28 protein-coding genes and 1 pseudogene are annotated in these 27,000 nt (G+C 69.8%); 5 read left to right on the top strand and 24 right to left on the bottom strand.

The window, feature by feature from the left end; translation table 11 throughout:
- Nucleotides 1–2 precede the first annotated feature (2 nt).
- The 8 genes from phzG to K9S39_RS35935 all read right to left on the bottom strand — a co-directional run bounded on the left by phzG (nt 3) and on the right by K9S39_RS35935 (nt 7,355).
- Nucleotides 3–695, bottom strand: coding sequence for a phenazine biosynthesis FMN-dependent oxidase PhzG (gene phzG / locus K9S39_RS35970; protein ID WP_248867520.1), 693 nt, complete (start codon nt 693–695; stop codon nt 3–5).
- Complete coding sequence (locus K9S39_RS35965) at nt 688–1,527, bottom strand: PhzF family phenazine biosynthesis protein (RefSeq protein WP_248867519.1); 840 nt, start codon at nt 1,525–1,527, stop codon at nt 688–690. Before K9S39_RS35965 ends, phzG begins: the two co-directional genes overlap by 8 nt.
- Nucleotides 1,520–1,951, bottom strand: a complete 432-nt coding sequence (locus tag K9S39_RS35960; protein ID WP_248867518.1) for a hypothetical protein — start codon at nt 1,949–1,951, stop codon at nt 1,520–1,522. The genes K9S39_RS35965 and K9S39_RS35960 overlap by 8 nt, the downstream gene beginning before the upstream one ends.
- Nucleotides 1,948–3,867, bottom strand: coding sequence for an anthranilate synthase family protein (locus K9S39_RS35955; RefSeq protein WP_248867517.1), 1,920 nt, complete (start codon nt 3,865–3,867; stop codon nt 1,948–1,950). Before K9S39_RS35955 ends, K9S39_RS35960 begins: the two co-directional genes overlap by 4 nt.
- Nucleotides 3,864–4,490 carry an isochorismatase family protein gene (locus tag K9S39_RS35950; protein WP_248867516.1) on the bottom strand — a complete coding sequence of 209 codons (627 nt, stop codon included), beginning with the start codon at nt 4,488–4,490 and terminating at the stop codon, nt 3,864–3,866. The genes K9S39_RS35955 and K9S39_RS35950 overlap by 4 nt, the downstream gene beginning before the upstream one ends.
- Nucleotides 4,491–4,628: 138 nt before the next feature.
- Nucleotides 4,629–5,132, bottom strand: coding sequence for a PhzA/PhzB family protein (locus tag K9S39_RS35945; protein ID WP_248867515.1), 504 nt, complete (start codon nt 5,130–5,132; stop codon nt 4,629–4,631).
- 107 nt (nt 5,133–5,239) lie between these two features.
- The gene (locus K9S39_RS35940; RefSeq protein ID WP_248867514.1) at nt 5,240–6,064 is read right to left on the bottom strand and encodes an acyl-CoA dehydrogenase family protein; all 825 of its coding nucleotides are present in this window, start codon (nt 6,062–6,064) and stop codon (nt 5,240–5,242) included.
- Nucleotides 6,065–6,551: 487 nt separating this feature from the next.
- Nucleotides 6,552–7,355: an SDR family NAD(P)-dependent oxidoreductase gene (locus K9S39_RS35935; RefSeq protein WP_248867513.1), complete on the bottom strand. Its 804-nt coding sequence runs from the start codon at nt 7,353–7,355 to the stop codon at nt 6,552–6,554.
- 392 nt (nt 7,356–7,747) lie between these two features.
- Between K9S39_RS35935 and K9S39_RS35930 the strand changes: the two genes are divergently transcribed.
- A complete protein-coding gene (locus K9S39_RS35930; RefSeq protein WP_248867512.1) occupies nt 7,748–8,449 on the top strand; it encodes a class I SAM-dependent methyltransferase in 702 nt (233 codons plus the stop codon).
- A 17-nt stretch (nt 8,450–8,466) separates the two neighbouring features.
- On the opposite strand, the gene K9S39_RS35925 is transcribed toward K9S39_RS35930, so the two are convergent.
- Nucleotides 8,467–9,486, bottom strand: a complete 1,020-nt coding sequence (locus K9S39_RS35925) for an IS110 family transposase (protein WP_248867511.1) — start codon at nt 9,484–9,486, stop codon at nt 8,467–8,469.
- Between the two features lie 239 nt (nt 9,487–9,725).
- Here K9S39_RS35925 and K9S39_RS35920 point away from each other — a divergent pair, with 239 nt between their 5' ends.
- Entirely contained in the window at nt 9,726–10,148 is a 423-nt protein-coding gene (locus K9S39_RS35920; protein ID WP_248867510.1) for a VOC family protein, read from the top strand.
- A gap of 115 nt (nt 10,149–10,263) precedes the next feature.
- On the opposite strand, the gene K9S39_RS43175 is transcribed toward K9S39_RS35920, so the two are convergent.
- Complete coding sequence (locus tag K9S39_RS43175) at nt 10,264–10,365, bottom strand: BBE domain-containing protein (protein WP_351634878.1); 102 nt, start codon at nt 10,363–10,365, stop codon at nt 10,264–10,266.
- On the bottom strand, nt 10,326–11,195 hold the full coding sequence (locus K9S39_RS35915; RefSeq protein ID WP_454896039.1) for an FAD-binding oxidoreductase: 870 nt from the start codon (nt 11,193–11,195) through the stop codon (nt 10,326–10,328). Before K9S39_RS35915 ends, K9S39_RS43175 begins: the two co-directional genes overlap by 40 nt.
- Before the next feature lie 52 nt (nt 11,196–11,247).
- On the opposite strand from K9S39_RS35915, the gene K9S39_RS35910 reads away from it, so the two are divergent.
- Entirely contained in the window at nt 11,248–11,640 is a 393-nt protein-coding gene (locus K9S39_RS35910) for a transposase family protein (RefSeq protein ID WP_248869110.1), read from the top strand.
- A gap of 170 nt (nt 11,641–11,810) precedes the next feature.
- Here K9S39_RS35910 and K9S39_RS35905 read toward each other — a convergent pair.
- The 13 genes and pseudogenes from K9S39_RS35905 to K9S39_RS35845 form a co-directional block, all read right to left on the bottom strand.
- Nucleotides 11,811–12,290: pseudogene (locus tag K9S39_RS35905) on the bottom strand (NUDIX hydrolase); the annotation flags it as partial.
- A 5-nt stretch (nt 12,291–12,295) separates the two neighbouring features.
- Nucleotides 12,296–13,417 (bottom strand): adenosylhomocysteinase, encoded by a 1,122-nt coding sequence (locus K9S39_RS35900; RefSeq protein ID WP_248867508.1) that lies wholly within the window; start codon nt 13,415–13,417, stop codon nt 12,296–12,298.
- 27 nt (nt 13,418–13,444) lie between these two features.
- Nucleotides 13,445–14,440: an NAD-dependent epimerase/dehydratase family protein gene (locus K9S39_RS35895; RefSeq protein WP_248867507.1), complete on the bottom strand. Its 996-nt coding sequence runs from the start codon at nt 14,438–14,440 to the stop codon at nt 13,445–13,447.
- Between the two features lie 30 nt (nt 14,441–14,470).
- Nucleotides 14,471–15,310: an aminoglycoside phosphotransferase family protein gene (locus tag K9S39_RS35890; RefSeq protein ID WP_248867506.1), complete on the bottom strand. Its 840-nt coding sequence runs from the start codon at nt 15,308–15,310 to the stop codon at nt 14,471–14,473.
- Nucleotides 15,307–15,963 (bottom strand): histidine phosphatase family protein, encoded by a 657-nt coding sequence (locus K9S39_RS35885; protein WP_248867505.1) that lies wholly within the window; start codon nt 15,961–15,963, stop codon nt 15,307–15,309. Before K9S39_RS35885 ends, K9S39_RS35890 begins: the two co-directional genes overlap by 4 nt.
- Nucleotides 15,960–16,724, bottom strand: coding sequence for a phosphotransferase (locus tag K9S39_RS35880; protein ID WP_248867504.1), 765 nt, complete (start codon nt 16,722–16,724; stop codon nt 15,960–15,962). The genes K9S39_RS35885 and K9S39_RS35880 overlap by 4 nt, the downstream gene beginning before the upstream one ends.
- Nucleotides 16,721–17,563, bottom strand: coding sequence for a class I SAM-dependent methyltransferase (locus K9S39_RS35875; protein ID WP_248867503.1), 843 nt, complete (start codon nt 17,561–17,563; stop codon nt 16,721–16,723). Before K9S39_RS35875 ends, K9S39_RS35880 begins: the two co-directional genes overlap by 4 nt.
- Before the next feature lie 31 nt (nt 17,564–17,594).
- Nucleotides 17,595–18,107 carry a P-loop NTPase family protein gene (locus tag K9S39_RS35870; protein ID WP_248867502.1) on the bottom strand — a complete coding sequence of 171 codons (513 nt, stop codon included), beginning with the start codon at nt 18,105–18,107 and terminating at the stop codon, nt 17,595–17,597.
- A gap of 96 nt (nt 18,108–18,203) precedes the next feature.
- Complete coding sequence (locus tag K9S39_RS35865) at nt 18,204–19,136, bottom strand: hypothetical protein (protein WP_248867501.1); 933 nt, start codon at nt 19,134–19,136, stop codon at nt 18,204–18,206.
- Between the two features lie 116 nt (nt 19,137–19,252).
- Nucleotides 19,253–20,971 (bottom strand): carbamoyltransferase family protein, encoded by a 1,719-nt coding sequence (locus tag K9S39_RS35860; protein WP_248867500.1) that lies wholly within the window; start codon nt 20,969–20,971, stop codon nt 19,253–19,255.
- An 8-nt stretch (nt 20,972–20,979) separates the two neighbouring features.
- Nucleotides 20,980–21,933 (bottom strand): thymidylate synthase, encoded by a 954-nt coding sequence (locus K9S39_RS35855; protein ID WP_248867499.1) that lies wholly within the window; start codon nt 21,931–21,933, stop codon nt 20,980–20,982.
- Nucleotides 21,930–23,231 (bottom strand): hypothetical protein, encoded by a 1,302-nt coding sequence (locus K9S39_RS35850; protein WP_248867498.1) that lies wholly within the window; start codon nt 23,229–23,231, stop codon nt 21,930–21,932. Before K9S39_RS35850 ends, K9S39_RS35855 begins: the two co-directional genes overlap by 4 nt.
- Nucleotides 23,232–23,462: 231 nt before the next feature.
- Nucleotides 23,463–24,008 carry an ATP-binding protein gene (locus K9S39_RS35845; RefSeq protein ID WP_248867497.1) on the bottom strand — a complete coding sequence of 182 codons (546 nt, stop codon included), beginning with the start codon at nt 24,006–24,008 and terminating at the stop codon, nt 23,463–23,465.
- Nucleotides 24,009–24,339: 331 nt separating this feature from the next.
- Here K9S39_RS35845 and K9S39_RS35840 point away from each other — a divergent pair, with 331 nt between their 5' ends.
- Nucleotides 24,340–25,830: a helix-turn-helix domain-containing protein gene (locus K9S39_RS35840; protein ID WP_406708073.1), complete on the top strand. Its 1,491-nt coding sequence runs from the start codon at nt 24,340–24,342 to the stop codon at nt 25,828–25,830.
- Entirely contained in the window at nt 25,827–26,705 is an 879-nt protein-coding gene (locus tag K9S39_RS35835; RefSeq protein WP_248867495.1) for a phosphotransferase enzyme family protein, read from the top strand. Before K9S39_RS35840 ends, K9S39_RS35835 begins: the two co-directional genes overlap by 4 nt.
- Nucleotides 26,706–27,000 lie beyond the last annotated feature (295 nt).

Raw genomic sequence — 27,000 nt, 5'->3', positions numbered from 1 at the left:
GGTCAGGGCTGGAGCCGGCCGACATGCCAGCGGGCGCCGTCGCGGACGTAGTGCAGACGGCAGTGCAGCCGGTCCGGGCGTGCCAGCCAGAACTCCACCTCCGCGGGCTCAAGGAGGTAGCCGGCGAAGCGGTCCGGACGGGGCAGCGGCAGACCGGGGACTCCCAGTGCGCGGGCCCGCTCGCGCAGGGCCGACACCTCCGGCAGTGGTTCGCTCTGCCGGGATGCGGCCGTCATGGAGTGCAGCGGCACCGGCCGCGCCTGCCACAGCGCGTCGCACTCGGCGGGGGTCACCTTCCGTACCGGGCCGGAGAGAACGAGCTGCTGTGAGGTCTCGCGCCAGTACAGCACGCCGGAGGCCCAGCCGTTCATGGCCAGCTCGCGGCCTTTCCTGCTGGTGCTGTGGGTGGTGAACGCCAGTCCACGGGCGTCGAGTCGGCCGACCGTGACGATCCGGTTGGAGGGGCGGCCGTCGGCGTCCGCGGTGGCCAGGGCGAGCGAGCGCGGCTCCCGCACCCCGCGGGCCGTGGCCGCCTCGAGCCAGCGCGCGGCCAGGCCGAGCGGCTCCGGCGGCGGCTCCTCGTACTCGGGGAAGGCGAGGTGCTCCTCGCCGGTCAGCGACTCGAACCGGGCGGCGTCACCCAGCTGGTCCCGCCCTGCGGGCGGGGCGGGCTGGAAGCCGGTCAGGTCAGACATGCAGCACTCCGTCCGCCACGAGCACCCCGTGCCCGCCGACCCGCACCGACGCGACCCGCTCGCCCCGTCCCTCGGCGAGCGCGCGCATCAGCGAGGTCCGGCCCATCTCGACGCCCTGCAGGATGCCGGTCTCCCGGCCCCAGGGCGCGAGCCCGTGCCGTGCCAGATGGACGGCGAGCGGACCCGCCGCCGAGCCCGTCGCCGCGTCCTCGACGACGCCGTACGCCGGCGAGAACATCCGGCTGCGCCAGGCGGTTCCCTGCCCGGCGAAGCAGTTGGCCGCCATGTCGGGGAAGGCGGACAGAGCGCGGTGGTCGGGGCGGAGCGCCGACAGGGCGTCGACGCTCTCCAGGCCGACGAACACGTGCCGGGGGCCGTTCCGGTAGATCTCCACGGGGGCAGTGGACTCCGCCACGCCGAGCGCCGACAGGAGTTCCGTCGCGTGCTCGTACGGCCGCCACTCGGGCACCGGCTGCCGCATCCAGGCCAGCACGGAACCGTCACTCGCCTCCGGGGACAGCTCGAAGGGGACCGTGCCCATGGCCGTCTCCAGCCGCAGCCGGTCCGCCTTGCGGACCAGGCCGAGCGCGACGGCGGTACCGAGCAACGGGTGTCCGGCAAACGGGAGTTCGTTCACCGGCGTGAAGATCCGGACGCGTGCGTCGGCCTCGCCCTCGGGCGGCAGGACGAAGGTGGTCTCGGAGAGGTTCATCTCCCGCGCGACCGCCTGCATCACCTCGGCGCTCAGGTCCGCGCTCTCGAGGAAGACGGCGACGGGATTGCCCTTGAGCGGGGTGCGCGTGAAGGCGTCCACGACGAGGTAGTCATGCATGACGGGGGCTCCCTGGATACGGAGGACGGTGCGCAGGGGCGGGCCCGGCGTCCGGAAGCGGCGGGGGCGCCACGGTCGAGGCGGACGGCTCGACCGGCGTACCGCCCGCGGCCGGGGCGACGCGGGCCGGGGCGAGGGCACCGCCAGCCACCGCCTCGATGTCGAAGCCGTCGCGGTGCGTGGGCGGGCCGCCGAGCAGCCGGGCCGCGTGGTTCGCAGGCAGCTCCGCGAGGGCCGGGCGCCGGTCCGCCCAGAGCATCACCGCGCCCCACCGGTTCGTGCGCCGGTCGGCGATCCAGACCTTGCCGAGCAGACCGGGCACCCGGTCCCAGGCCGCCGCCGCGCCGCCGCGCAGGTGCGCGGTGAGCGAGTCGACGGTCTGCGCCGTGCCGTCCAGATCCCACCAGGCGATGTCGGCTCTCATCGGCCCACCACCCGGCGGATCACCTCGGCCGCGATGCGCGGGCCGTCGATGGTGAGCACCGATTCGGCGTGGAACTGCATGCCGGCGAAGTGCGGGCCGCGCAACCCGTGCACCTCGTGGGTGTCCGGGTCCCGGCTGACCTCGACCAGACCGATCCCGTCCGCCTCCAGCTTCTCCTCGCTGCTGTGGGCGGCAAAGGTGTTGTAGAAGCCGACGCGTTCGCGGCTGCCGTAGAGGTCGATCTCCAGCTGCACCCCCTGGTTGGGGACCTGTCTGCGCTCCAGCTCAAGGCCGAGCCGCCGGCTGAGCACCTGGTGGCTGAGGCACACGGCGAGGAAGGGCCGCCGCTCGGCGAGCAGCCGGTCCACCGCCGTGCGCAGCTGGGCGATGCGCGGATCGTCCCCGTCGCAGGGGTCGCCGGGCCCGGGGCCCAGGACGACAAGGTCGTGTGCCGCGACGTCGTACGGCTCGTCGAAGCGGCGGACGGTCACGTCCAGGCCCAGCGCGGACAGCTGCTGGCCGATCATGGCCGTGAAGGTGTCCTCGGCGTCCACGACCAGGGTGTTCAGGCCGGTCAGACAGCCCACCTCGGGGAAGGTGCGGCCGGAGTCGCGCAGCCAGAAGTCGGCGATGCGGGTGTTGCGGGCGTGCAGCGCCGCCAGTACCTCGGGGTGCGTGCTGAAGCGGGCGTTCCCGCCCTGCTCGAAGGCGCTGAGCAGCCCCGCGGCCTTGGCCTTGGTCTCGGCGACCTCGGACTCGGGGTCGGAGTGCCGCACCAGGGTGGCGCCCACCCCGATCCGCATCCGCCCGTCGGCCGCGATGTCCGCAGTACGGATCAGCAGGGCGGAGTCGAGGGAGCGTTCGCCGTTGGCGTCGCGGCCGATGAGGGCGGCGACCCCGCTGTAGTAGCCCCGGCCCTGCGGCTCGTACCGGCTGATCACCCGGGCCGCGCTCTCCAGCGGGCTGCCGGTGACGGTCGGCGCGAACATCGTCTCGCGCAGGATGTCCCGCACGTCACGGTCGGTGCGGCCCTCGATGAAGTACTCGGTGTGGGCGAGTCGGGCCATCTCCTTCAGGTACGGGCCGACGACCCTGCCGCCGGAGGGGCAGATCCGGCCCATCATCTTCAGTTCCTCGTCGACGACCATGTACAACTCGTCGGCCTCCTTGCCGTCGGCGAGGAAGTCGGTGACGCCGCGCAGTGTGGGTCCGGTCGGCGGATAGCGGTAGGTGCCGCTGATGGGGTTCATCACGGCCGTGCCGCCGCCGAGCGACACATGGCGCTCCGGGGTGGCCCCGACGAAGGTGCGCTCCCCGGTGCAGATCACGAACGTCCAGTAGGCGCCCTCCTCCCGCTCAAGGAGCCGCCGGAAGAGGGTGAGCGCGGCGCGCGGCGGGCAGCCGTCGACGGCTGCCTCGTAGCTGCGCCGGACGACGAAGTTGGAGCCGGCCCCGGTACCGATCTCGTCGGCCACGACCCGGCGGACGGTGTCCGCGTAGGTCTCGTCGTCGGTGTCGAAGCCGCCGCCAGTGAGGGCCACCGGGGTTTCGGGGATGCGCTCGAGCACGTCGGCCAGTGGCAGCACGGCCTGTTCCTCGGCGGCCATGGCGATCAGCGGGGCGCCGTCGTCGGGAGCGGCGAAGCCTCGTTCGGCGAGCTGCCGGTAGGGCATGAGGACGAGTACGTCGTGGGCCGGGGCAGCGGCCGGCCGGTCCGTGCCGAGCGGGACGTCGGCGAGCACGGCGGGGAAAGTCACGGTGCCGGTGAGCACGTCGACGGTGCCGCGCGGGCCGCTGTCGGGGCGGTGCAGCAGCGCGAACGCGGGTGCGTTGCCGGACTGCGGGCCGGTGGCGGCGAGGATGCGGTCGAGGAGGTCGGTGTCCGGGCCCGCCGGCGTGAGCGGCTGCGGGCTCATGCGAACACCTCCGCGGACGGGAGGACGACCCCGCAGCGGCGGGCCGCGTAGTCGAGGGCGAGGCGGTGGTCGGCCTCGGTGAAGTCACCGAGCGCGTCGGCGGCGAGGAAGGGCTGAATGTCGTGCTGGTAGGCCTCCAGGGCGGTGGCGAGGACGCCGACGTGCGCGTACACGCCGCACAGCACCAGCTGGTCGCGTCCCGCCTGCCGCATCCGCGCCAGCAGGCCGGAGCGGAAGAAGGCGCTGTAGCGGAGCTTGGTGAACTCCCAGTCGCCCTGCTCGGGCGCCAGTTCGGGGACCACGTCCCGGTCCTCCGGGTCGGTGCGCATGCCGGGCCCCCAGAAGTCCCGGAGCAGGCCGCGCTGTTGGGCGTCCATGCCGCCGGGCTGGGCGGTGTAGGCGACGGGCACTTCGGCGGCCGCGGCACGCTTGCGCAGCTGCGCGGCATTGTGCACCAGCTCGGAGCGGAGGGGGTCGGGGAAGGCGGCGAGGAAGTACCGCTGCATGTCGTGGACCAGGAGCACGGCCCGGTCCGCGGACGGGCGCCAGCGGGCGGTGTTGCCGGGCAGCGTCTCCTGCGCCGGGAGCGGATAGGACGGGATGGTCGGCAGGCCGGCCGTCATCGGACGACTCCTTCGCGTGCAGGGCGAGGACAGGGCGGTGCGAGCGCCGTGCAGGGGGCAGGACGGGGGGCGGGGCCGTGGGCAGCGGCGGGCCCGGCGAGGGGAAGCGGGCCCGGGCCCCGCCGTCGGTGCGGTGCGTCAGGTGGGAATGCCGGCCCGTTTCACGACGGGAACCTCGATGCCCAGGGCGCGGAACTGTGCGCAGACGTTCATGAACTCGCGCTGGATCTTGATCTTTCCGCCCTCGAAGGTGAACGAATGGAGGAAGTGGTTGCGGTAGTGACCTTCCGGATAGCCGTCGAAGCGGATCGTGCCCTCGCCGTCGCACTCGACCCAGAAGCGGTTCGGGTCCTGGGTGTCGAAGATCTCGATGTTGATCCAGGCCCAGTCCGGAAAGCACTTGAGCGACCAGACGGCGTGCTCGCCGAGCCGGTCCCGGCCGTTGATGGTGATCGGCTCGCAGGTGTCCGTGGTCCACAGCCCGCCGACGCCGTCCTCGGTGAAGAGCAGGTGGCGGCGGAGCCGGTCCTGCCCGCGCGTGTTCATGTACTGGTCGACGATGGCGCGGTTGTGCGCACGCAGTGCGTCCGGGTCGGTGGGCACATCGCCCGGGCGGGCGGTGGTGGCGTGGCTGGCAGACATGCGTGTCCTTCCGCTGTCGGTGGGTTGCGAACGTGAGCAGGTGCGTGGCGGTGATGCGGGTTCGTGCGCGGGGCGCGGGCGGGTGCGCACCGGGCGCGCGGCGCGGCTCAGACCAGGAGGCTGATCTCGCGCGGGTCCTTGCCGACCAGCGCGTGGCCGTACACCTGCTGCGGGATGCCCATGCCGAATCCGGCGTGCCGGCTGCCGACGTGAACGTCCCGCCAGATGCGTTGCAGCGGATTCGCCTCGTGGAAGGCGGAGGAGCCGTACGTGGTGAGCAGCAGGTCGACCGCTTCCCGGCACAGCTCGGCCACGTGCGTGGACTCCATCCGGGCCCGGGCCCGGATGAGCGTGTCGGCGGTGCGGCCCTGTGAGGCGCAGGCATCGACGGTGTCGGCGAGCCGCTGCGCGTGCATCCTCGCCGAGTCGATCTTGGTGGCGGCCTCGGCCAGGTGGAGCCGGGTGGTCGGGGATTCGGCCTGGCTGGGATAGGTGGAGCCGGCCGCGGGGCGCGTGGGCACCTTCCCGCGTACGTATTCCAGGGCCGCATCGGCAGCCCCGATGAGGGAGCCGAGGAGGCCGAGCGAGAAGATCCCGGTGAGGCTGTTCCGGTACGGGGTGGCCGCGTCCTCGGGCGTCAGCTCGCCGTTCAGCACCGGCAGGTAGGGCCGCAGCCGGTGCCGGGGCACGAACACCCGGTCGGCGGTGACGGTGTTGCTGCCGGTGCCGCGCATGCCGGCGAAGTGCCAGGTGTCCTCCAGCCCCAGCTCCTGGCGCGGCAGCAGGGCGAAGTGCACCCCGGGCGCGCCGTCCTCGGGCCCGCGGGCCAGCAGCACTCCGACCCATTCGGCGTGCAGCGAGCCGGACATGTAGGCCCACTGGCCGGTGACGACGACGCCGTCCGCGCAGGGCTCGACGCCCTTCGCGGGCATCCCAAGGACCTGGGCGGTACGGGCGTCGGGATCGTCCCCCCCACACGTCGTCCTGGGCGGCTTCGGGGAAGAGCGAGGCGACGAAGTTGCCCACGTTGAGCACGCCCGTGACCCAGGCCGCGCTCGGGCAGCCGCGGCCGAGCGTGGTCGCCACGTCAAGGAGCGTGCGGACTCCGGTGCCGTGGCCGCCGAGCCGGGGCGGGGTCAGCAGGCGCATCAGACCCTGTCCGGTGATGGCGTCGATGCCGTGGTCGGTCAGCCGCCGCCCGCGGTCGGTCTCGTCCGCGTCCTCCCAGAGCGTCGGGACCAATGCCTCGGCCCGGGCGAGGAGTTCGCCCTCCGGCAGCGGGGCGGCCGGGGGCGCGGACTGCTCGGCGGACCGCGGCGGGGGCGGTGGTGTGGCTGCACTGGGCAGCGTGTCGGTGGTCAGCATGGCGGGTTCCTCTCGACAGGGCCTTGCGCCCGGATCACGGGCGGTCTGCGGCGGTCAGTTGCCCTGGGCGGCCTTGGCAACGGGGTCCCACAGCTCCCAGGTGTGCAGCCGGTCCTCGTACACGGCGCGGGCGGTCTCCAGGGCCGAGGCGCCGAGGAAGGCACGCAGCGGGGGCCGTTCGGCGTCGACCAGCTCCATCAGCGGGCCGGCGGTGGCCTCCGGGTCGCCGGGGGCCGACGGGGCGTGGGCGCGCTCGGCGTAGGGCGGTGCGGCCTTTGCCCACACGGCCGAACTGCCGCGCCAATCGGTGCGGTACGGGCCGGGTTCCAGCAGCGTCACATGGATCCCGAAGGGCGCCACCTCCTGCGCGAGGGCGTCCGTCAGGCCCTCGACCGCCCACTTGGAGGCGTGGTAGAGGCCCAGCATCGGCCAGGAGGCAATGCCGGCGATACTCGACACCTGAAGCAGGTGGCCGCTGCCCTGCTCCCGCAGGACGGGCAGCACCGCCTGCGTGACCCAGAGCGTGCCGAAGAAGTTCGTGTCCAGCTGGGCCCTGGCCTGCTCCTCGGTGACGTCCTCGACCGGCCCGAACAGCCCGTAGCCCGCGTTGTTCACGACCACGTCGATGCGGCCGAACGCCTCCCGTGCTGTGGCGACCGCCTTGGTCACCTGATGCTTGTCGGCGACGTCGAGTCGCACCGGCAGCACCGCGTCGCCGAACTCGGTGACGAGGTCCGCCAGGCTCGCGACGTCCCGGGCGGTGGCGGCGACGCGGTCGCCCCGCGCAAGCGCGGCCCGCGCCCAGATCCTGCCGAACCCGCGGGACGTCCCGGTGATGAACCAGACCCTGCCGGACACTGTTGCTCTCCTTTCGCCATCGGCCAGTGCGAAATTTCCCGGCCCGGCGGGATCACCTCGCCCGGCGCCGGAATTCATTCACCACGACTTCCTTCTGGATTGTCCACGGCGGACCGGAAGGGATTCCGAAGGACGCTGTCCGGGGATGCGAAGCCGCAGCTTGAAGGGGTTTCCGGAGAAATCTTCCTGCTGTCCGACCGCGGAATTTCCGCGGTCGGACAGCAGTCCCGGGCTCTTGACACCCACCGCTTTCGCCGACCGGCTCCTTACGTCCTTCCCCCCGGCGTACGGGCCATGGCAATACTCCTGGGAATGCACCTGGCTGCATGGGGGCGCCGGACAGCGCCGGAATCCGGTGTTCCAGCGCACCGCACCGACTCGAGGAGATCCGCGTGAGTACCACCGAACAGCGCTACGACTTCACCACCGCCGACTTCAACGCCGTCTACACCGGCGGCGACCTGCTGCCCGGCGCCCACATCAAGGGTGTGCCCTGGGACATCGGGGAGCCGCAGCCCGATGTCGTCGCCATGGAACGGGAGGGACGCTTCAGCGGCGAGGTCCTCGACATCGGCTGCGGACCGGGGGACAACGCCGTGCACCTCGCGGGGCGCGGCCACCACGTCACCGCCGTCGACGCCGCCTCCGCGGCCATCGCCCAGGCCGAAATACGGGCCCGTGGCCTCGACATCACCTTCGCCGTCGCCGACGCCACCCGGCTCGACGGCTACGAGGGCCGCTTCGACTCCGTCCTCGACAGCGCCCTCTTCCACACCCTGGGCGCTCCCGAACGCGCCCGCTACGCCGCCGCCCTGCACCGCGCCACCCGCCCGGGTGCCCGGCTGAGCATGCTGTGCTTCGCCGACGTGCCCGGCGGCATGCCAGCGCCGCTGTCAGTGTCGGAGGAGGAGGTGCGCGGGGTGCTTGGCGAGGCGGGCTGGTCCGTCACCCAGCTGGCGCTCTCCGTGTACGCCGGGGTCGCGGGACCGGTCAAGGAGTTCTTCGAGCGCACCGGCAAGCGCCCCGAGCTGGACGAGAAGGGCCGCACCCGGCTGCCGGTGTGGAAGGTCTACGCGGACCGGGTCCCGGCATGAGTTTCCTGGGTCAACCTCTATGCCGCCAGAGGCGTGTCGGCAGTCGTGTTGATCTTGCCGTTGGCCTGGTGGATGACCGGGTCGTAGCAGGCCCCGTCGCGCCAGCAGGCCCGCATCACGCGGAGCCAGGCGCGGGCCAGGATGCGGGTGGCGTGGGGGCGCTTCTTGCGGGCCCGGGCGTCGTTGTAGATCTTTGTGGCCCAGCTGACCTTGCCGGTGCGGGGCATGGTGGCGGACAGCGGCGCGTAGGGGTGCGTCTCGGTGGCTGTGGTGATGGCCTTGTCCAGCGCGCGGATGGTGGCGCGTATGCCCTGCACGAGCTGGACCTGGACGCGGACGAGCTGTTCGACGACGGCTTCACCGAGGCGGGAGGCCGCCTTCGGTGCGGCGCGCAGACGCTCGATCAGGACGCTACCGGGCTTCTTGCCGGAGTAGTGGCGGCGCTTGCACCAGGCTTTGAGGCGTGTGGCGGTGAGCTTGGCCGCGGAGGCCGGGGTGGGGTACCGCTCCAGGAAGGCAAGCGCGATGTCGCTGTCGAGACTGGCGAAGACGGCCTTGCCGCCGGGCCAGTGCTCGTCCAGCAGCGCGGCGAGCTGGTTGACGGCGGCGACGCGCGCTTCGACATGGTCGGCGCGGGTCCGGGTGAGGGCCTGGAGAGCGAGGGTGGCCTGCTCGGTGGGCTCCGGGCGGGGCAGCAGGTGGCCGTCAGTGCGCAGGGAGTCGGCGAGCTTCATGCTGTCGCCCGCATCGGTCTTGGCCTTGGAGGCACCCCAGCGCGGCCGCATCGCGTGGAAGGCGTTGGGGCGCACCGGCACCACCGGGTGCCCGGCGGCCAGCAGCCGGTCCACGGCCAGGCCGCGGGTGGTCTCGATCGCCACCGGCAGATCCGCCGGGGTGCCGTGCCGGCGCAGCCGGGCAAGGGTCTTGGCGAACCCCTCCTCGGTGTGGGCCAGTTCCCACCGGTCGACGCGCTTGCCGGAGGCGTCCATGACCGTCACGTCATGGGTCTCGGTCGCCCAGTCCCATCCGATGAACACGAAAGAAGTACTCCTGTGTCGTGCGCGGAGCACCTGCTCGGTAGTGAGGACGTCTGCCGGGAGCTCATTAATCGGCCCTCGAAGGGGCGTGTCCCTGAAGCCGGTCAGACGGCCTCGGGCCCGGCAGGGCCGGCGGAACTCATGATGGCCGTCGAGCAGCTCGCGACACTGGCCGTACCCCACCGGGACCGAGAGGTCACAACCCTACCCGTGAGGGCTGCAGAAGGGATGGTCCTCTAATGAGCACCCGTACGGCCGCCGCGGAGCCGGAGGGGGCGTCCGGGGGCACGGCGGCGCCACGGCCGCTGCGGGCCTTTCCGCTCCTGTCCGCGCACCACGTGGCGCGGACCGCGGCCTTCTACGAACGGCTCGGCTTCACCCGTCTCGTCCAGCACCCGCCCACGGGCGAGCCCGCCTTCGTCGGCCTCCACCGGGACGGCGCGGAGCTCGCCGTCTCCGCCGCCACGGAGCCACGGGAGCCGGGCGGGCCGTACGAGATGTTCGTCTTCGTCGAGGACGTCGACCAGGCCCTGGAGCGGCTGCGCAACGCGGGCGTGCCCGTGCTTGGCGAGCCGGTGGACATGCCCTGGGGGGAACGGGTGGCGCGGGTGGCCGACCCGGACGGCAACAGCGTCGCTCTCGCCTCCCCGGCCGGCGGCTGACACCGGGCCGACGGGCCGGAGCCTGCCAGGGCCCCTCGCCCCGCCGCACGCGCCGGTGCTCGGCCGCCGCACGGTCGCCGCGGCCGAGCACCGGCCGGTCGCAGGGCAGGGCCGGTTACACCAGTGGCCGGATGTTCTGGTTGCGGCGGAAGAGGTTGCCCGGGTCGTAGGTCCGCTTCAGCTCGGCAAGGCGCCGCAGGGTGGCCTTGTCGTACACCTGATCCGTGACTCCTCCTCGTTGCCATCGAGCCCGGAGAGGATGCGCAGGATGTACTGCGCCTCACGAAACGGCACGGCGTTCGGCGTACGCGGCGGGCGCGCCATGGCCCCGCCGAGGTGCCGCAGGTCGACGATGCAGCCCACCGGCGCGGTCTTGCCCGCCAGTTCGCGCACGGCGTCGAGCGCGGCCGGGGTCAGCTCGTCGAGCAGCACGTTGTTGCCGAAGTAGGAGTGGGCGAAGTCGGGCTCGCGGTAGATGGAGCCGACCTCGTCGTAGCCGATCTCGCCGAGGTGCTCAAGGACCGGCGTCGCCACCTCCAGCCAGGGACGGGTCAGTTCGGAACCGCCCGCCAGGTCGGTGCTGGCGAAGCGGACGTGCACCACGTGCCGACCGCGCAGCGCCTCGGGGAAGACCGGGATCGGCGGGTATTCGATCATGCCGATCGAGGCGGTGACCGACTCCGGCGCGCTCGCTGTCCACTCGCGGAAGAAGCCGAAGAGGGCCTCGGCGTCGTCCGCGTCGTAGTAGATCCCGCCGCCGTAGAGCCGGGCGACGGGCAGCAGTTCCATCTCAAGGGCGGTGACGATGCCGAAGTTGTCCCGGCCGCCCAGCAGCGCCCAGTACAGGTCGGGGTCGCTCGTGCCGGTCACGTGACGCAGGGCGCCGTCGGCGGTGACGACGTCGAGCGAGCGTACCCGGTCCGCCGCGTAGCCGAACTCGCGGCCCAGCAGGCCGATTCCGCCGCCCAGCGTGTAGCCCGCCACCCCGGTGTGCGGGGCGGAGCCGCTGAGCGGGGCGAGGCCGTGCGGAACCGTCCGCGCCACCACGTCCTTCCACTGAGCCTTTCCCAGTAAGCGTCCGTCGCTCGCTGTGATCGTGATGCTTCCACCCGCGTCACCGGCGAGCAGACGTCATCCGTTCCCGGCCGTGCTGCTGGTCGCCGCCTCTGCGGTGGTGGCGGGCGCCCGCTCGTTCGCGGCGATCGGACAGTGGGCCGCCCATGCCCCGCAGCAGACCCGCGCCCGGCTCGGTGCCCGGTTGGTGGCCTCGCTGAACGTGCGCCTCGCGCCGAGCACCGCAACGATCCGCCGCGTCATCAACGCCGTGTGTCCGGGCGGGCTGGCGGATCTGACGGGGACAGTGCCAAATCCGGAGGTGATCACTGGGTATGTGGAGCTGTGGTCTGGGGGTGTAGTGGTCATTCCCGGACTCTGTGGCTGTGGTGAAGTGCGGTTGTGGGATGGGGCTTTCATGGTGCTCGGTTGGCGGTAGGGGTTGTGCTGCAGGTTTAGTGATCTTTTCGGATTCTGGTGATCGGCACGGGATTTGGCAGACCAACGCCACCAGATCCAGGACCGCTTCATCGCCGCCAGCCGCGGCATCCTGACCAACGCCCAGGTCCTCGGCGAGGGCGTCGACCTGCCCGCCGGCCATCGGTAGTTCGTGATTTCCTCGGCGTGGAGGTGGATCTTCTGCTTGCCGAGGAGCCGGAAAGCGAAGCGGAAGTCGTAGTGCTGGTGCGCCGGTTCGCCCTTGTCGGTGTTGGCAGCGATGTCGTGTACGTCGATATCGAGCGGAATGCCTTCGTATCCCAAGAGCGGCACCACGACCTTGGGCGGAATGCCGGCTTCCTCTTGGAGTTCGCGCAGGGCGACGTTGGGAAGAGCCGTGTCGGCAGGCTCGGTGTGCCCACCGGGCGCGAGGTCCTTGTCGAGGATCTTGTGGTGGATGTGCAGCACCTGGTCGTGCCCGTCGATCACGATGGCGCTGCAGGTGACGTGGCCGGGGTAGGTCTCACGGCTGGTCGGGCCCTCCGGGCGCGTCAGGGCGTTCAGGAGAGGCACGAGCGCTTCCCGCTCCTCGGGGTGACGCCCGAGGTACGCCTCAGTCGTGTTGTGGATATGGCTGCGGGACGGGGGCATGTGGATCACCCGGCGAAGTGGTCGAGCCAGGCTCTGGCGATGGCCTGGCGGGCGTCTGCGGACATCTCGTGGAGGATCGGGGCGTGCGTGCCCCGGCTGAGGGCGGATGTGGCGGCGAGTATCTCGGCCTGGACAAGGTGGATGTATGTGCCGACAGCCGCACCGTGCAGGAAGTTGACGGCGTTGCCGTTGGCGAGCACGTAGAAGTAGTGGCCGGTCACGTCGTAGCGAGTCAGCTGATCCCCGACTGGGGTACGCCGGTAGAGGTCGTCGAGCGCATCGAGTTCGAGTTCGTCCTCGGAGGAGGTGACCGAAGCGAGGTACGCGCCATTGTGCAGGGCTGCGAAGTCGCTCTGCCGCAGGGCCAGGTTGCCGGTGGCGCACAGCACGAGTCCGGCCTCGTGGATCGCTTCCGTGCAGGAGGCGGTGGTACGGAAGCCCTGGGCGTGGGCTTGCACCTGCTTGACGGGATCGTTGTCGTAGACGACTACGCGCAGGTCGTGGGCTCGCAGGGTCTGGGCGACGCTGCGGCCGACTTTGCCGAATCCGATGACGCAGGCATCGCGGCTGGCAAGGATGTCGCCTCGGGTGCGGACGAGGGCTTCCGTGGAGAAGACGATGGACCGCCCGACGAGGTGGTCCTCGCAGTCCTTGAGCGGTGAGCGGGCCACGGAGAACACGGGGCAGGGCAGTTGGCCGAGCGCTTCGTATCGCTGGTGACCGTTTTCGGTGTCCTCGACGACTCCCAGGATGCGGCCGGAGAATTTGTCGACCATGGTGTCGAGGCTGGGGGCGTAGTAGCCGCCGATGTCGAGGACGACAACGTCACGACAGGGCGCGGTGTCTTCGAGGTACTTCAGGGCGCTGGTCGGATCGGCGAACAGTTCACGGGTGAGGGCGTGGACCACGTATGAGCGGCGGACCTCTGCCAGGGCCTCCTCGGTCACGGACTTGGGTTTGGGAAGAACGGCGGCGACCGTGGTCGTGCGGGCCATCGCGCGCAGGAACGCCGGGCGTTCGGGGAGCAGGTGCGTAATGATCAACGAGGTGGCCTGACCGGCAGCGGGGAAGCGCTCGGTGATTCGTCGGAAGAAGGCGTCCAGCCGGGCTTTCTCTGGGCTCTCCACGGCAACTCCTCTGTCGTCGCGCAGTGGTCAGGCGGCAGTCCGGTACGAGGGCTGGGTCAGGGCTCGCATCTGTGCGCGCATGCCGGTGGGCAGGTCGACCGTGGGCTGCCAGCCGAGTACGGCCTGGGCGCGGCGGGGGTCGGCGCGGGTGGTCTGTACGTCTCCGTTGCGGGCGTTGTCGGCGTGGATCTGGATTTCTCGGCCGACGAGGTTGTTGGCGATGTTGATGACGTCGATCAGGGAGGCGTTGGCTCCGCCGCCGACATTGACGATGCCTGTGTAGATGGGGGCGCCCGCAGCGGAGATGGTCGCGGCGACGGCATCGTCGATGTACGTGAAGTCGCGACGCTGGTGACCGTCTCCGTACAGCCGCAGCGGCTGCCCGGTCATGGCGGCATGGAGGGCGCGGTGGGTGAACATGTCGGGGCGCTGGCGGGGGCCGTAGACCGTGAAGTAGCGCAGGGCGATGACGCTGGTGGGGTAGTCGGCTCGGGAGGCGTGGGCGAGGCAGAGCTGTTCCTCGGCGAGCTTGGTGACCGCGTACGGGGAGGCCGGGCGGGGGTGATCGCCTTCGACGCTGGGGCCGCCGTTGGTGGGGCCGTAGACGCTGGAGGAGGAGGCCACGACGAGCCGCGGGACCCGCATGCGGGTGGCGGCGTCCATGAGCCGCTGGGTGGCGAGGATGTTGGAGTTGACGTACTCGCCGAATTGCGGTCCCCACGAGGGCCGTACGCCGGGAATGCCGGCCAGGTGAAAGATCACGTCTGCGTCGATGAGGAGCGGATCGATCGCGCAGGTGAGGAGGTCGGCGGTGATGTGCATGTAGCCCGGGAGGCCGCGCAATGGGGCCATGTTGGCGGCGGCCGTCTGGTCTCTTGCGGGGTCGCGGCGATCGACGCCGATGACGGTGGTTCCTGTCTGGAGCAGAGCGTGGGCGAGGTGGGATCCGATGAAGCCGGCCGCGCCGGTCACCAGCGCGCGCCGAGGGCTCGATGCGGTCGCGGAGGAGGGGCTGTCTGACACGGAACTCTCCATAGGTGGGGTGGCCAGTGATCAGTTCAGTTGGGACAGGACGGTGCGGCCGTGGGCGCTCAGGACGGCGTCGCCCTTGTCGTGACCGCGGACGAGTGCGGTGATGGCTTCGATGGCGCCGAAGCGCTCCAGTAGCCGTCGTTCGGTGTCCGAGGGAGGACTGCCGTATCCGGTGAAGAACGCCTCGCGCAGTCGAGGGGCCTGCTGCCAGTGGCGGAACTCAAGGCGGGAGAAGTCCCGGATGCGGGCGTCGCGTCGCATGTGCTCGAAGTCGAGGGTCCAGAAGCCGTCTCCGACGCGCCAGTTCCTGGGTTGGTAGTCGAGGTGGCAGACGGCGCTGTCCATGCAGGTGCCGGCCAGCTCGTCCGCGATCTGCAGGAGGAGCTTCCGCTCGGCGCCCGAAAGGAGGTCCGTGCTGTCGGCCCTGGCAACCCAGCTGCGGAGACGATCTGCGAGCGCGCTTCCTACGGCTCCGGTGCTACGCCGGTTCGTCGCGTGATGAAGAGCGCGAAGGGCAACTCCGGCGTCGTGGTGCGCCTTCTCCTCGTCGTCCGAACCAGGGAGCAGTGCGTCACCGCTCCGACCGGGCACCGCGGTGAGCAGGAGGATGTGCGTCGAGTCCTGGCGGTCGACTAACTCGGGGGCGCGGTCCTGGAGATGGACCCTCCAGGACAGATATGCGTGCGTCTCTTGAACGTAGCGGGCCTGGCTTGCGTGCTGCTTTGCGAAGTAGGTGTTGCCCCGGGTGTCGACGAGCTGCAGGAGGTGGGGCGGAAGCGTCGGGTCGGCGACGATGCTGACAGATCCGACCGTTTGGCGCGCGAGTTCGATGCGCGGGTCGGCGTCAGCCGTGCTGCTCACGGCGTCGCTCCCGTTGGTAATGCGGCGAGGTGGGCGGTGTCGTTGTGCCGGTCGAGCATCCAGCGGCGCTGGCCGAGCCGGTTTCGGTGGTGCTGCCAGCGGGTGACGGAGGCGTGGGAGACCGTGAAGCCGGCTTCCGTCATCGACCCGAGTCCGAGTAGGAGGGCGTGTGCGGCGAGGATCGTCTCGCCGTGGGCGGCGAACAATACGCGGTCGCCTTCGTGGCGGTTGATGAGGTCGTGGAGGAACGCTTCGGCTCGCTGGAGGTAGCCGTTCCAGGTGTCGGATCCGGCGGCCCACGGTTGGTCTGGGTGGGCATGTGGTCCGCCGTTGGCTGCGGTCTTCACGTAGTGCCAGGGCTTGCCGTCAGCCTCGCCGTGAACGGGTCCATCGAGGCCGGGTTCTACGAGGGGCTCCAGGCCGAGGGCGTGCCCGAGGATCTGTCCGCTCTGCTGGAGGCGCAGTCGGGGGCCGGCGTAGAGCGCGGTGAAGGGCTGGGCTCGGTGCTCGGTGGCCAGGAGGGCTGCAGCCCTCTCGACCTGGAGGTATCCGAGGTGGGTGAGCCCTGTGCAGGTTGCGGGACCGCCGACGCGGCCGTCAGCGTTGCACCGGGCCTCGCCGTGGCGGACGAAGACGAGTTCTGTGGTGATCATGAGGAGCCTTGGGTTGGTTGGTGCTGATGCAGCCAGCCGTAGCGGTAACCGTTGCGCCCGGCGTACGGCGCGGTCAGTACGGCATGCAGTGCGAGGAAGTCGCCGAGGCACTCTCGGCTCGTCGCACCTAGCTGGGCGTCGTGACTGGCGGCGGCGTGGTTGTAGCTGTTCAGGGCTGCATCGATGTCGGGTGGGTCGATCGGGCCGTGCGTCATGATCAGCGTCGTGATCAGCTTGGCCAGGTCGTATCCGAAGGGCGCGAGGGTCAGGTCGTCGGTGTCGACGCTGAAGATCGTGCCGTCCTGGGTGAGCAGGAAGTTCCGCGGGTTGCTGTCCTTGTAGAAGGCGGCCGGCCCGTCAGTGGAGCGCTCCAGCAGCGTCAGCATCGCGTGCAGGGCGCCTGTGTCGGGGAGAAAACCCTGCTCCAGCCGGCTGCGCAGGGCTACTTCCCGGCAGGAGCGGAAATCCGCGAGGAGGCTGCCGTTCCCGAGTTCGTGCGGCATGTCCAGCTGTGCTCGGTGCAGGTCAGTTGCCCAGGCAGCACCGTGCGCATCGCCCAGGAGGGCCGCAAGCGGCAGCAGGTCCTCCTTCTGCGCATGACGACCGTCGATGTGCTCGAAGGTCAGGCTGGTCGGCCCGACTACCGTTAGCCCCGGCTGCCGCAGCGGCTTCGCATGGGTAGCGAGCCATCCGTAGTGGCAGGCTGCGGCGGCTGCCTTCGCGGGGGTCTCGTAGTGCTTGCTGAAGTGGAAGAGCTTCACGTCCGACCTCCATGCGGCCGGGCCACGAGATAGGTGATGACCGAGGTGGTGGTGATCGGCTTGTCCGGGTGCCACTCGTGCAGCGCGGCGGCCAGGGCGCCGGGGTTGCCGTACAGGCCGGGTGCGAGGTCGTACTTGGGGTTGGTGGCGAGGTACTCGGCGGCGTGGTCAAGGCCGGAGAACTCGAAGCGGTGCTCCTCGCGCTCGACCGCCACCAAGTCCATGGCCCACTGCGCCATGTCGGCGAGGTTGCCTCCGTGCGCGGTGGCGTAGAGGCTCTCGTGCCGCTCGGCGCGCGGGTCAAGGGGCCCGGCGACCAGGGCATCCATCTCTCTGTAACTGTCGAGCGCCTTGGTGACCAGCACGGCGAGCCCGCCAGGGGCCAGGGAGCGGGCGATTTCCACAATGGCCCGCCCGGGGTCGAGTGAGTGGTACAGGCAGAACGCTGCAACGGCCAGCTCACACGAATCATCGGGCAGGGGAAGCTGGTGGAAGTCCCCTTGAAGGAACGCCACTTGGGTTCCGGGGTAGTGGCCGGCACGACTGCGGGCAGCGGCCAGGAGGGCAGGAGAAGCGTCGATACCCACGAGCTGCTGCGGCTTCAGCTGCTTGGCCAGGACGCGGCTGCTGGTGCCCCGACCGCATCCGATGTCCGCTACCAGACCGAGACGGCGATCGGCCCCGGCTCGGTGCGCCTGGGCCAGCTGGACGATGACCTCTGGAACGAAACGACCTGCGGTCTTGGCCCGCATCAGGGCGCTGGAGCGGCTGGCCAGCCGGGTGGCATTGCCGTACAGCTCGCCCTGGCGGTCGGGGTCGAGAAAGGGGTTGGTGATCACGAGCCGCACCCCCGCTCGGGGCGCGGAGTGCTCAGGTGTGCTGTGCGGCGACCTGCTGCAGCCAGCGTCGCGTGTGCCGGCGGCTGGTGAGGAGCACCACTTCGGCGTGCCCGGCGGCGAACTCCTCGGTCTTGGCCATGACCCGCGGTCGCATCTTGCGCCGGTACGTCGCCACGTACTTGATCACGCCCCAGGTGATGCGGTTGTGCACCCCGTTGCCCTTGTGCCCGGCGCCGTGCCTGATCTGCCGGGAGACGATCCCCCACAGTGCCGCCGGTGTCGAGACGTCCATCAGCACCACGGTGTCGCAGGCTTCGAGCCGGACCTGCAGCGTGGAGTTGTAGTTGCCGTCGATGATCCACGTCGGCTGCGCGACCAGGCCGCGCTGCATCTCGGCAAATTTCTCCATGGGCAGGGCGTTCCACTCGTCGTCGTAGAACGCGGCATCCAGATGCGTCACCGGAGCATCCAGGATCTTGGCCAGCTTGCGGGCAAGATCCGACTTGCCGCTGCCTCCGCAGCCGACGATGGCGACCTTCTTCATGGTGCTCCAGCCTAGAGGTGCTCGGGTGCCCGGACGGCCCGGCCGCCGGAACACATACGGATGATCTGGGCCTGCCGGCCCGAGCGAGGCGGTTCATCACGCGGCCCCCTGCCTTGACAGCGCGGCGGCGGTGGCCATCTTCAGCACGGACTCCAGCGCCTTGACCTGGTGGCTGAGCCGGAACAGCTCCAGCCGACCGATGCACTCCGAGATCAGTTCGGCGTGCTGCCGGCTGCCCGCGGTCTTCTGGAGGTCATCGATCCGCCGGATCACTTGGCCGCCCGTCTTGACCACCAAGTCCTCGGGGACGATTCGCTCGACGTGCCGGATGCCGACCGGCGCCAGCGGCAGGCATCCGGCGAGGACGGCTTCGAAGATCCGCTGCGTCATCTGTCCGGCCGCGGCGTACCGCTCGGGCAGGAGCAGGACCGTGGCCAGTGTGCTGCGGTAGAGCCGGGAGACGGCGTTGAATGGGATTCGGCCGAGGAAGGTGACGTGTGGCCAGCGCTCGGTACTGGTCCACTTGCCACCCACCCGGTGCTCGAAGCGGGCGGCGGCTGGAGCGAAGAAGCGGTCGAACTCGTCGTCGCGGTCGTACTGGTTGCCGACGTAACCGAGCGGCGTCTTCCGGTCCTCGCTGGCCAGGGCTAGGGGGTCGGCGCCGTCCAGGAGCGCATCGTCAACCGGGAAGAGCAGGCGGTGGGCACCGGGGGTGGGCATGAGGGCGGCCTCGCACACCTCGACGTTCCGGATCCGCCGCCAGATGCTGTCCTCGCGCAGTTGCCGGTCTTTGTCCCAGATCACGGTGGGGGTACGGCGTCGAACGGTGTAGTGCTGGAGCAGCTCCGCCTGACGGTGGAGATCACAGGTGTGGCCTCCGGTGCCGCAGGCGGTGGTGTTGCGCCCCTCGATGGGCCAGCGCCATTCGAGGAACAACGCGTCGATGTCCGGGATGCCGGCGTCGAAGGTGTACACGCCGCCGAGAGCGTCGCCCGATTCGAGCCGATCGCGGTCAGCCTGCAGAAACACGATGTCGTGACCACGCCTGAGAAGCGCGTCGATTAGCGGCCGGCGGTGGCTGCGGCCTCCGTCTGGGGTGTCGGTGACCCCGTTTCCGAGGAAGCCCCAGAAGCTGTATCCGATCTTCACTTGGTGATCCACCGCCCTTCGAGCAGCAGGGCGTCCAGCCCGGAGTTCGCGAAGCAGTCCAACGCCATCTCCGGGGTGCCGCAGATGGGTTTTCCCTTGACGTTGAGGGAGGTGTTGATCAGGACCGGGACTCCCGTACGGCGAGCGAACGCCTCCAGGACCTCGTGCATGAACGGGTTCTGTGTCGCGGTGACGGTCTGGAGGCGGGCGGTGCCGTTGGCGTGGACGATCGCGGGGAGGCGCTCGCGGGCGGCGTTGGTCACCTGGGAGGCCATGGACATGTACGGCGCGTCCTGACCGAGGGTGAAGAACTCACCGGCACAGGCGGCGGCGACCATGGGTGCGAACGGGCGGAAGGGCTCGCGGAACTTCACCGTGGCGTTCAGCCGCTCGACCACCCCGGCTTCGAGGGGCGAAGCGAGAATCGAACGGTTCCCGAGGGCACGGGGGCCGGCCTCGACGCGGCCCTGGAAGAGCCCCACGATCATCCCGTGGGCCAACTGGTCCGCGAGAAACTCCGCGGCGTCCGCGCCGAGGATCTTCTGCTTCAGTCCGGGCCACGGGGTGAGGTGCAGCACCGGCTCCGGAAAGGACGGGCCGAGGTAGCAGGTACGAGCGATCCCGGTGAGGGGCCGTCGACTGCCGCTGTCGGTGTGCACGGCGACCGCTGCGCCGATCGCCGTGCCGGCGTCGCCGGGGGCCGGTGGGACGAAGACCTCGTCGAAGACGCCGGACTCGACGATCCGTCCAATGCTGACGCAGTTGGTGGCCACACCGCCACCCACGCACAGCCGGCGCGAGCCACTCACTACGCGGGCTCGCCGCGCGAGGTGCACCATGATCTGCTCGGTGCGCTCTTGGAGGGCGGCGGCCAGGTCCTGGTGGATCTCCTGAACCGGCTCGCCCGGGTGCCGGGGCGGGCAGGTCTCATCGACGAACCGAGGCGCAATGCGCGGATAGCCGGAGGCAAGCACGCGGGGCAGGAAGTACGCCGGATCCACGGCGAAGCCGGTGGCTGTTGTGCGGACTGCACGGCTGAAGAGGTCCCGGAACCGGGCGGGGTCGCCAAGCGCCGCGAGAGCCATGACGGTGCCCTCTTCGTCGCCGCGCCGCCAGCCGAGGTACTCAGTGACCGCCCCGTACACATAGCCCAGCGAAGCCGGGTCCATCAGCGCGTCCAGCATGCGCACCCGCGGACGAACGCCCTGGTGGGCGTGGGCGATGGTGGTGGTCTGCCGCTCACCGAGACTGTCGACGACGAGAACTGCCGACTCGTCCCAGCCCGATGCTGTGAACGCCGCAAGCTGATGCGCGCGGTGGTGCAGTACCGGGGTGACCTGGGCACCGGGGAAGTACCAAGCAAGGACCTGCAGGCGACGCCGAGTGCGCATGGCGACCTTGGCGAACCCCGCCGCACGCGGCAAGGCACGTGAGCGGGTCATCCCCGACGAAGTCATCCGCAAGGCGGCGGGGGTCTCGGCGAGGTAGCGGATGGGCTGGAAGTTGTACGCGACGGCATCGACGTCACCTGGCGTGATGCCAGCCTCGTCCAGCAGCCATCCGATGGCGTGGCGGGGGTACTCACGCGTGTGTTTCCGCTGGGACAGGCGTTCCTCCTCGACGAAGCCCACCAGCTCGCCGTCAATGAGGAGCGCAGCGGCGGAATCGTGGGTGAAGGAGCACACGCCCAGGACAACGGACGGAACGTGGTCCATGGCGGCCGTCACCTCGTCCCCGCTGCTGATGCCGGCGTGCTGCTGATGCGGCGGGTCAGCTCGGTGTACCAGGCGGTCAGGGCTTCTCCGAGCGGACCATCGATGGCGTCGGCGATACGCCACGCCTGCTCGCGCTGGCCGCCCTTCCACAACTGGTAGCTGCGTATTACCTCCGCCATGGCATCCCAGCCCGGGTGCCCCGTTTCATCACGGGCTTCAACCTGATCGAGGAGCGTCTCGAACCCCTCCCATGGCGTGGACAGTTCAGGCATCACCGGACTCGCCGCCACGTCGGTCAGCGCATCAGCCTTGTCGATGTCGCGCTCGTAGATGTGCAGAGAGTCGACATGGTGGTGGTAGTCGCCCAGGCCGATGTCCAGCCATCCGGCGACCAGCTCGTGGAGCGTGGTGAAGAAGAACACGTCGTACGGCATGCCGATCCACACGTCCTGGCCGCGCATCGTGGTCGACATGTGCAGACGTCCGCCGCGTACGTGGAAGCGGAAGCCGAGTGTGCAGGGGACGTCTTTGTGGCCCGCGGCGTCGCGAGCCGGGTCGTAGAGCTGGATGGTCGCTCTCCGGGAGTCGGGGTCATCCTTGAGGATCTCGACGACACGGTGGAGCTGGTCGACCTCCCCGCCCCAGTTCCGCATCCTGGGCCCATAGGCGCCGCGCAGGATCCCGTCGTCGGTGTACTGCCGCAGCCGCGCGTTGTAGTCGAAGATCCATGGGGCGTCGGAGCCGGAAAGGTGCCAGACGGTCTCGGCCACCGCGAAGGCGGGGTTCAAGATGCGGGCGGGCGGCGCGTACAGGAGCCGTGCCCGGGGCTGAGTCAGGCGCATGTTGAGATCGAGGACCTCGCGAGTAGCCATCCCGCGCGGGCTGACCTTCTCCCCGCTCTTGGCCAACGTGACGGCCATGGTGAAGAGTTCGGCGACGCTGTCGGCGGTCAGGTTTGTCATCGGATGGTGGCTCCCTCACCCCGGAGCAGGCCGAACGTGGCGCCGCGGGCATCGTGGTCGGTTGGGTCGGCGTGCGAGATGCCGACTTCGGCCTGGCGGATGATGAGCTGGGCGATGTCGCCAGCGCTGTGGCCTCGCCAGCGGCACACCGCATCGCACGCTTCTGCCGGCACTCGGGCACTCCCCCGGCTCACGAGGTCGAGCGCCTCCGTAACGTCGGCAGCCGTACGGCAGCGATGCGCGATGGCGTGCTCGGCAAGACCGAGCGTGCGGTCACCGGGGCGATCCAGTTCGACGACGGGCACGTCGAGGAGTACGGCTTCGATGCCGCACGTCGAGGACACACTCACCACCGCGTCCGCCCCTGCCAGGCAGCCGCGCGCTCCAACGCGCGGGTCGGCCACGGCCACCAGCGGCCTTACGTCTCGCCGCAGTAAGTGGTCGAAGGCGTGGTTCCCTTGGGCCGGGTGCGGGGCAACGACCAGGCCCCAGCTGCTCTGGGTCTTCCACACTCCTTCGAGGATGATGTCCGCCTGAGCCCGCAGGCGATCGGGGCCGAACGGCTGGCAGGCCCATACCGCGATCCGCTCCGGACCCCGCTCGTTGCCAGCGCCGAGCAGCTTCTGGAGATAGCGACGCTGTGCTTCGCGTCCGAGGCCAGCTAGCGCATCGAAGCGCGGCTGCCCCAGAACGTGGATCTCCGCCTTGGGGTGGCGAACCCATGCCCTCGCCGGAGCGACATCGCGGTCGCCCATCACAACGATGTGACGGCTGTGGAGGGCAGGCCAGGCTACCGACTCGGGCATCCACGCACCGTGCTGGACGTTCACCGTGGTATGCGGCGCCCGCGCACCGAGGATGTACGCGACACCTGACCAGGTGACGGTGTAGGCGCGGTACTCGCGTGAACTGCTGTCCCGCAGCCCGAGCAACCCCTCGTATGGGGCAAGCGTCACCGGGCCCGGGGCCTCGGCGAACTCACTCCAGGCGCTCAGTGCCAGGAGCTTCCGCACCAGCTGTGTGATCAGGCGCCGTACGGGAACGTGCTGCACGTATAGCCACGAGGCACCACCCGGCGTCTCGGCGCGTCGTGAGCTGTACGCCTCCAGGGCAGACATGACCTCGGCGACGTGCCGGCTCGCCTCTGCTCGGTCAACAGGTAGAGCCTCAAGCTCCAGCGTGGTGATGCGGGCAGCCGTTATGTGCCGCAGGGAGGCTTCCCCGACGAGCGCCCAGACGGTCTGCTCCCCCACTGAAGTCCGGACGAGGCCGAGGGCACTCCTCTTCGAGACGCTCACAGCAGGCTCCCTGCGACGAAGGGCTCCGACTCGCGCGGCGTGTCGAGTACCCGGAGGAGATCCCGCGGAACACGCTCGATCTCACTGTTCCTCGGGCCATCGACGACAAGGCCCAGGACCTCGGTTTCCCTCGGTGTCAGGAGGGACAGCAGAGCAGGCGGTGAGTGTACGGGCATGACAAACAGCTCCAGGATCTGATCGGACGCGTGGAGTGGTGAGAGCTGGCTACGGTCAGACGGCCGGCGGCGTCGATGGCCAGCGCAGGAAGGCAAGGACCCGCTTACCGGTGCCGTCCGGTTTGAGGTGCGAGATCCAGGAATCCGCCTCAGCGGCTACGAGGCGCAGGCCCCGGCCATCAAGTGCACCGACCGGCCCCTTGCGCGGTACGGGGAGCTGGCCGGAGTTGTCGTCCAGCTCGATCCCAACGACTCCGCTGTGGAAGGAGATCGTCAGGGTTATCTCCTCCAACAGGCCCTCGGGTTTGGTCCTGCCGTGGCGACGTGCGTTCGTGACGAGTTCGCTGACGATCAGCAGTACACGATCGGCGAGAGCGTCCAGGCCCCACTCGGCGAGCTTCGTCCGGGTGAATGCTCGGGCCCGACGGGGGGCCAGGTCGTCGGAGGACAGTGAAATCCTCGATTGCAGCTCGGCGTGCTCGATGACGGCTTCCATGGCCAGGGCGGCGTTATTCATGCCGGCCCCGTAGGCCACCCGCCAGGGTCCATCAAGGGCTCCGCGGCAGCCGCCATGCCAGCCGAAGATCTCTAGCGAGTTCATCGGGCCGTCTCCATCAGCACCGGCAGCGGAGCGGCAGCTCGATCTGCGAAGCCTCGGGCCTGGGCGAAGGGATACTGCTGACACATGGTCGCGTTATGCGGATCCACGCCAACACGGTGCCGGGCCTCAGCAACCGACGACTCCCTGCGGAGATTGCGGAACGCGATCTGGTGGTTCGCCGTCATGGACATACCTCCCAAGGTCCCTGCCACGCCGAGGACAATTCGTCTCGGCAACGGCTTGCGGCTCACGCTGCCACCGCGCATGGGAGACCGCATATCACCGGAGTGATAAAGGAAGTTGGCTGCAATATGGCAACTGCAATGCCAGCATGAACATCAGCGTCCACGTCAGTCGACCGAGGTCGGGAGGGGCAGTGAGCGGTGAGCGTCGTTGCCTGAAGTGCGGGTGTCGCCTCAGCCGCTACAACCCAGACGAACGGGAACTGTGTGGGGCGTGCGCACGAGGCGTCCCATCTTCGACAACGCCCGAGCTGCCCTCCATCCCAACTCGGGTCTGGTCGAATCCTGGGATCCAAGAAGCCCTCCGGGTACTGGACTTCGGGCAGGTGAGCCGTCTCCTACGGCAACTCGCCAGGTTGCGGCAAGACGACCTCGCTCGCCTCACCGGCCTCAGCCAGGGCTACCTCTCCCAGCTCGAATCCGGAGCCCGGCGTCTCACCCGCCTCGACAAGACCCAGGCATTCCTGAACGCTCTGGATGTGCCCGTCGAACTCCGTCCGCTCGCTCCCGGCAGTGCGCCTGTGCGCGAGGCACCGGAGCCCGACCGTGAAGAAGCCGATCACTTGCGCTCGCTCGCCACCGGGGCGGCACAATCGTCCAGCGCATTCGCTGAGTTCATGTCGTCCAGCAACGTCAGCGCAGACGAGCTTGAGCAGTTCGGATTCACTCTCGCCCGCATCGCCACCGACTACGTCCACGCACCTCTGCTCCCGCTGTTCACCGAGCTCGTTGCAGTACGGGATGATCTCTTCGAGCGCCTGCAAGGCCGCCAGCGCCCCCAGCAGAGCCGCGAGCTGTTCATGCTCGCGGGGACGGCGTGTCTGCTGCTCGCGCACGCCTCGCAGAACCTCGGCGAACAGGCATCCGCGATGGCGCAGATCCGGACCGCGCGCGCGTGCGCCGAGCAGGCGGATCACACGGGGCTGCGGGCGTGGACTACTGGCACGGCCGCGCTGATCACCGAGTGGTCGCCGCAGAATCGGATGGCGCTGAAGCTGACGGAGCACGCTGCCGAGCTCGCTCCGGCCGGCGAGGCCCGTATCCGTATCGCCGCGATCGAAGCTCGTGCGGCAGCCCGAATCGGCGATCGCGAACTGTCACTGGCCGCGATCGACCGGATGCGGCAGGCCAGGGAAGAGACCCCGCTCCATGACGAGGTCGAGCAGTTCGGCGGCCTGCTGACCTTTCCCCTCGCGAAGCAGGATTACTACCTCGGCGGCACTTACACGCTCCTCGGGAAGTACGAGGAAGCCCACCAGCACTCCACCGAGGCCATTGCGGCCTATCGCAGCGGACCGAGAGAAGAACGCTCGTACGGGGATGAGGCTCTGGCTCATATCGATCTGATCACCACGGGCATCCTCCAGGGGGACCCCGCCGGGGCGACAACCGCCCTCCAGCATGTACTGGACCTGCCCCCGCAGATGCGCATCCGCCAGCTCGGCAGCGCCATGGATCGGCTCAGCAGTCTCGTGCGCCGAACCGACCTCAAGGGCAACCGGACCATCGGGCAGCTGGCGGACCTCATTCACGGCTACCAAGTCATCGACGGCACGGGCGCGCTACGGTCGGAGCGATGACCACGACATCTCTTACGCCCCAAGGCGCCGCTCAACGAGCCTGCAAGGTCTGGGGGCTTTCGGCACGCGGCATCTCACCCCTGCGTACCCATGCCACCTTCGTCTATTTCCTGCCCCATGCCGACGCCGTTGTCCGAGTCAGCCGGGTCGAGCAGCGTGCCTCGCTTCAACGAGCCATCGGCCTCACCCGCTGGCTGGCCGGCCAGGGGCTTGAGGTCACCGAGTCGCTCGACGTATCGCAGCCCTTGGACGTCCACGGATACGTGATCACCCTGTGGCGGCACTACCCGCAGCCCGACGGTACGCCCCCTGGCCCGGAACATCTTGGCCGCCTGCTCAACCTGCTGCATCGGCTCCCTGAGCCCCCTATCGACCTGCCCGCCTATCGCCCCCATCTGACTCTGCGCCCTGTCGTCGAGTTCAGCACCGTCCTTGCGCCCAGCGATCGCGAGTGGATACTGGCCCGCTCCGACGAACTCCTGGACACCTACGCGCGGCTCGACTTCCCCCTCGGCCAGGGATTGGTCCACGGTGACGCCTACCCAGGCAACACGCTCTGGGACGGTACCGTCGCCAGGCTCGGCGACTGGGACGAAGCGGCGATCGGCCCCCGGGAGACCGACCTGGCCAACACCTTCCAGGGCGTCCGCTTCGGTCGCACCACGGCCCAGCTGCGCGCCTTCTCCGACGCATACGGCTACGACCTCACTGACTGGCCAGGGCTCTCCGTCCTCACCGAGCTACGGGACCTCCACACGCTCGGCTCCTTCATCCGCCGCGCCGACGTGGGCGACCCGGAGGCGGCTGCCCAGCTCACCTTCCGACTGGACACCCTGAAACGCGGCGACCGTACAAAGAGCTGGGCCATCCACTGACCTCCGCGCCGACAGGGGCCAGCCCTCGGGGAGCCGGAATCACGCTGTGAGGTCAAATCCACGCATTCAGGACCACCGACCCACCAGTAGCGCAGTCGGAGGCGAATCAGAGCTCCTGGAATCTCAACTCACCGACTCGGCCTCGAAGTACTTCATCGCCTCACTCCTCAGGGAGCAACGCGCGAGTCAGTCGCGAGGTTTCAGCCCGCTCTGGCTGTGAGCTGGCACGTGGCGGCCGGCCCACGAGACCTCGTCAATGCTGCAGTCGAAGTCCCCTGACGGGGGCCACGTAGCA

Origin of the sequence: Streptomyces halobius (genome assembly GCF_023277745.1) — a bacterium.
In the GTDB taxonomy this organism is placed as follows: Bacteria; Actinomycetota; Actinomycetes; order Streptomycetales; family Streptomycetaceae; genus Streptomyces; species Streptomyces halobius.
Note: the sequence above shows the minus strand (reverse complement) of the source record. Positions and strands in the feature narration are given on the sequence as shown.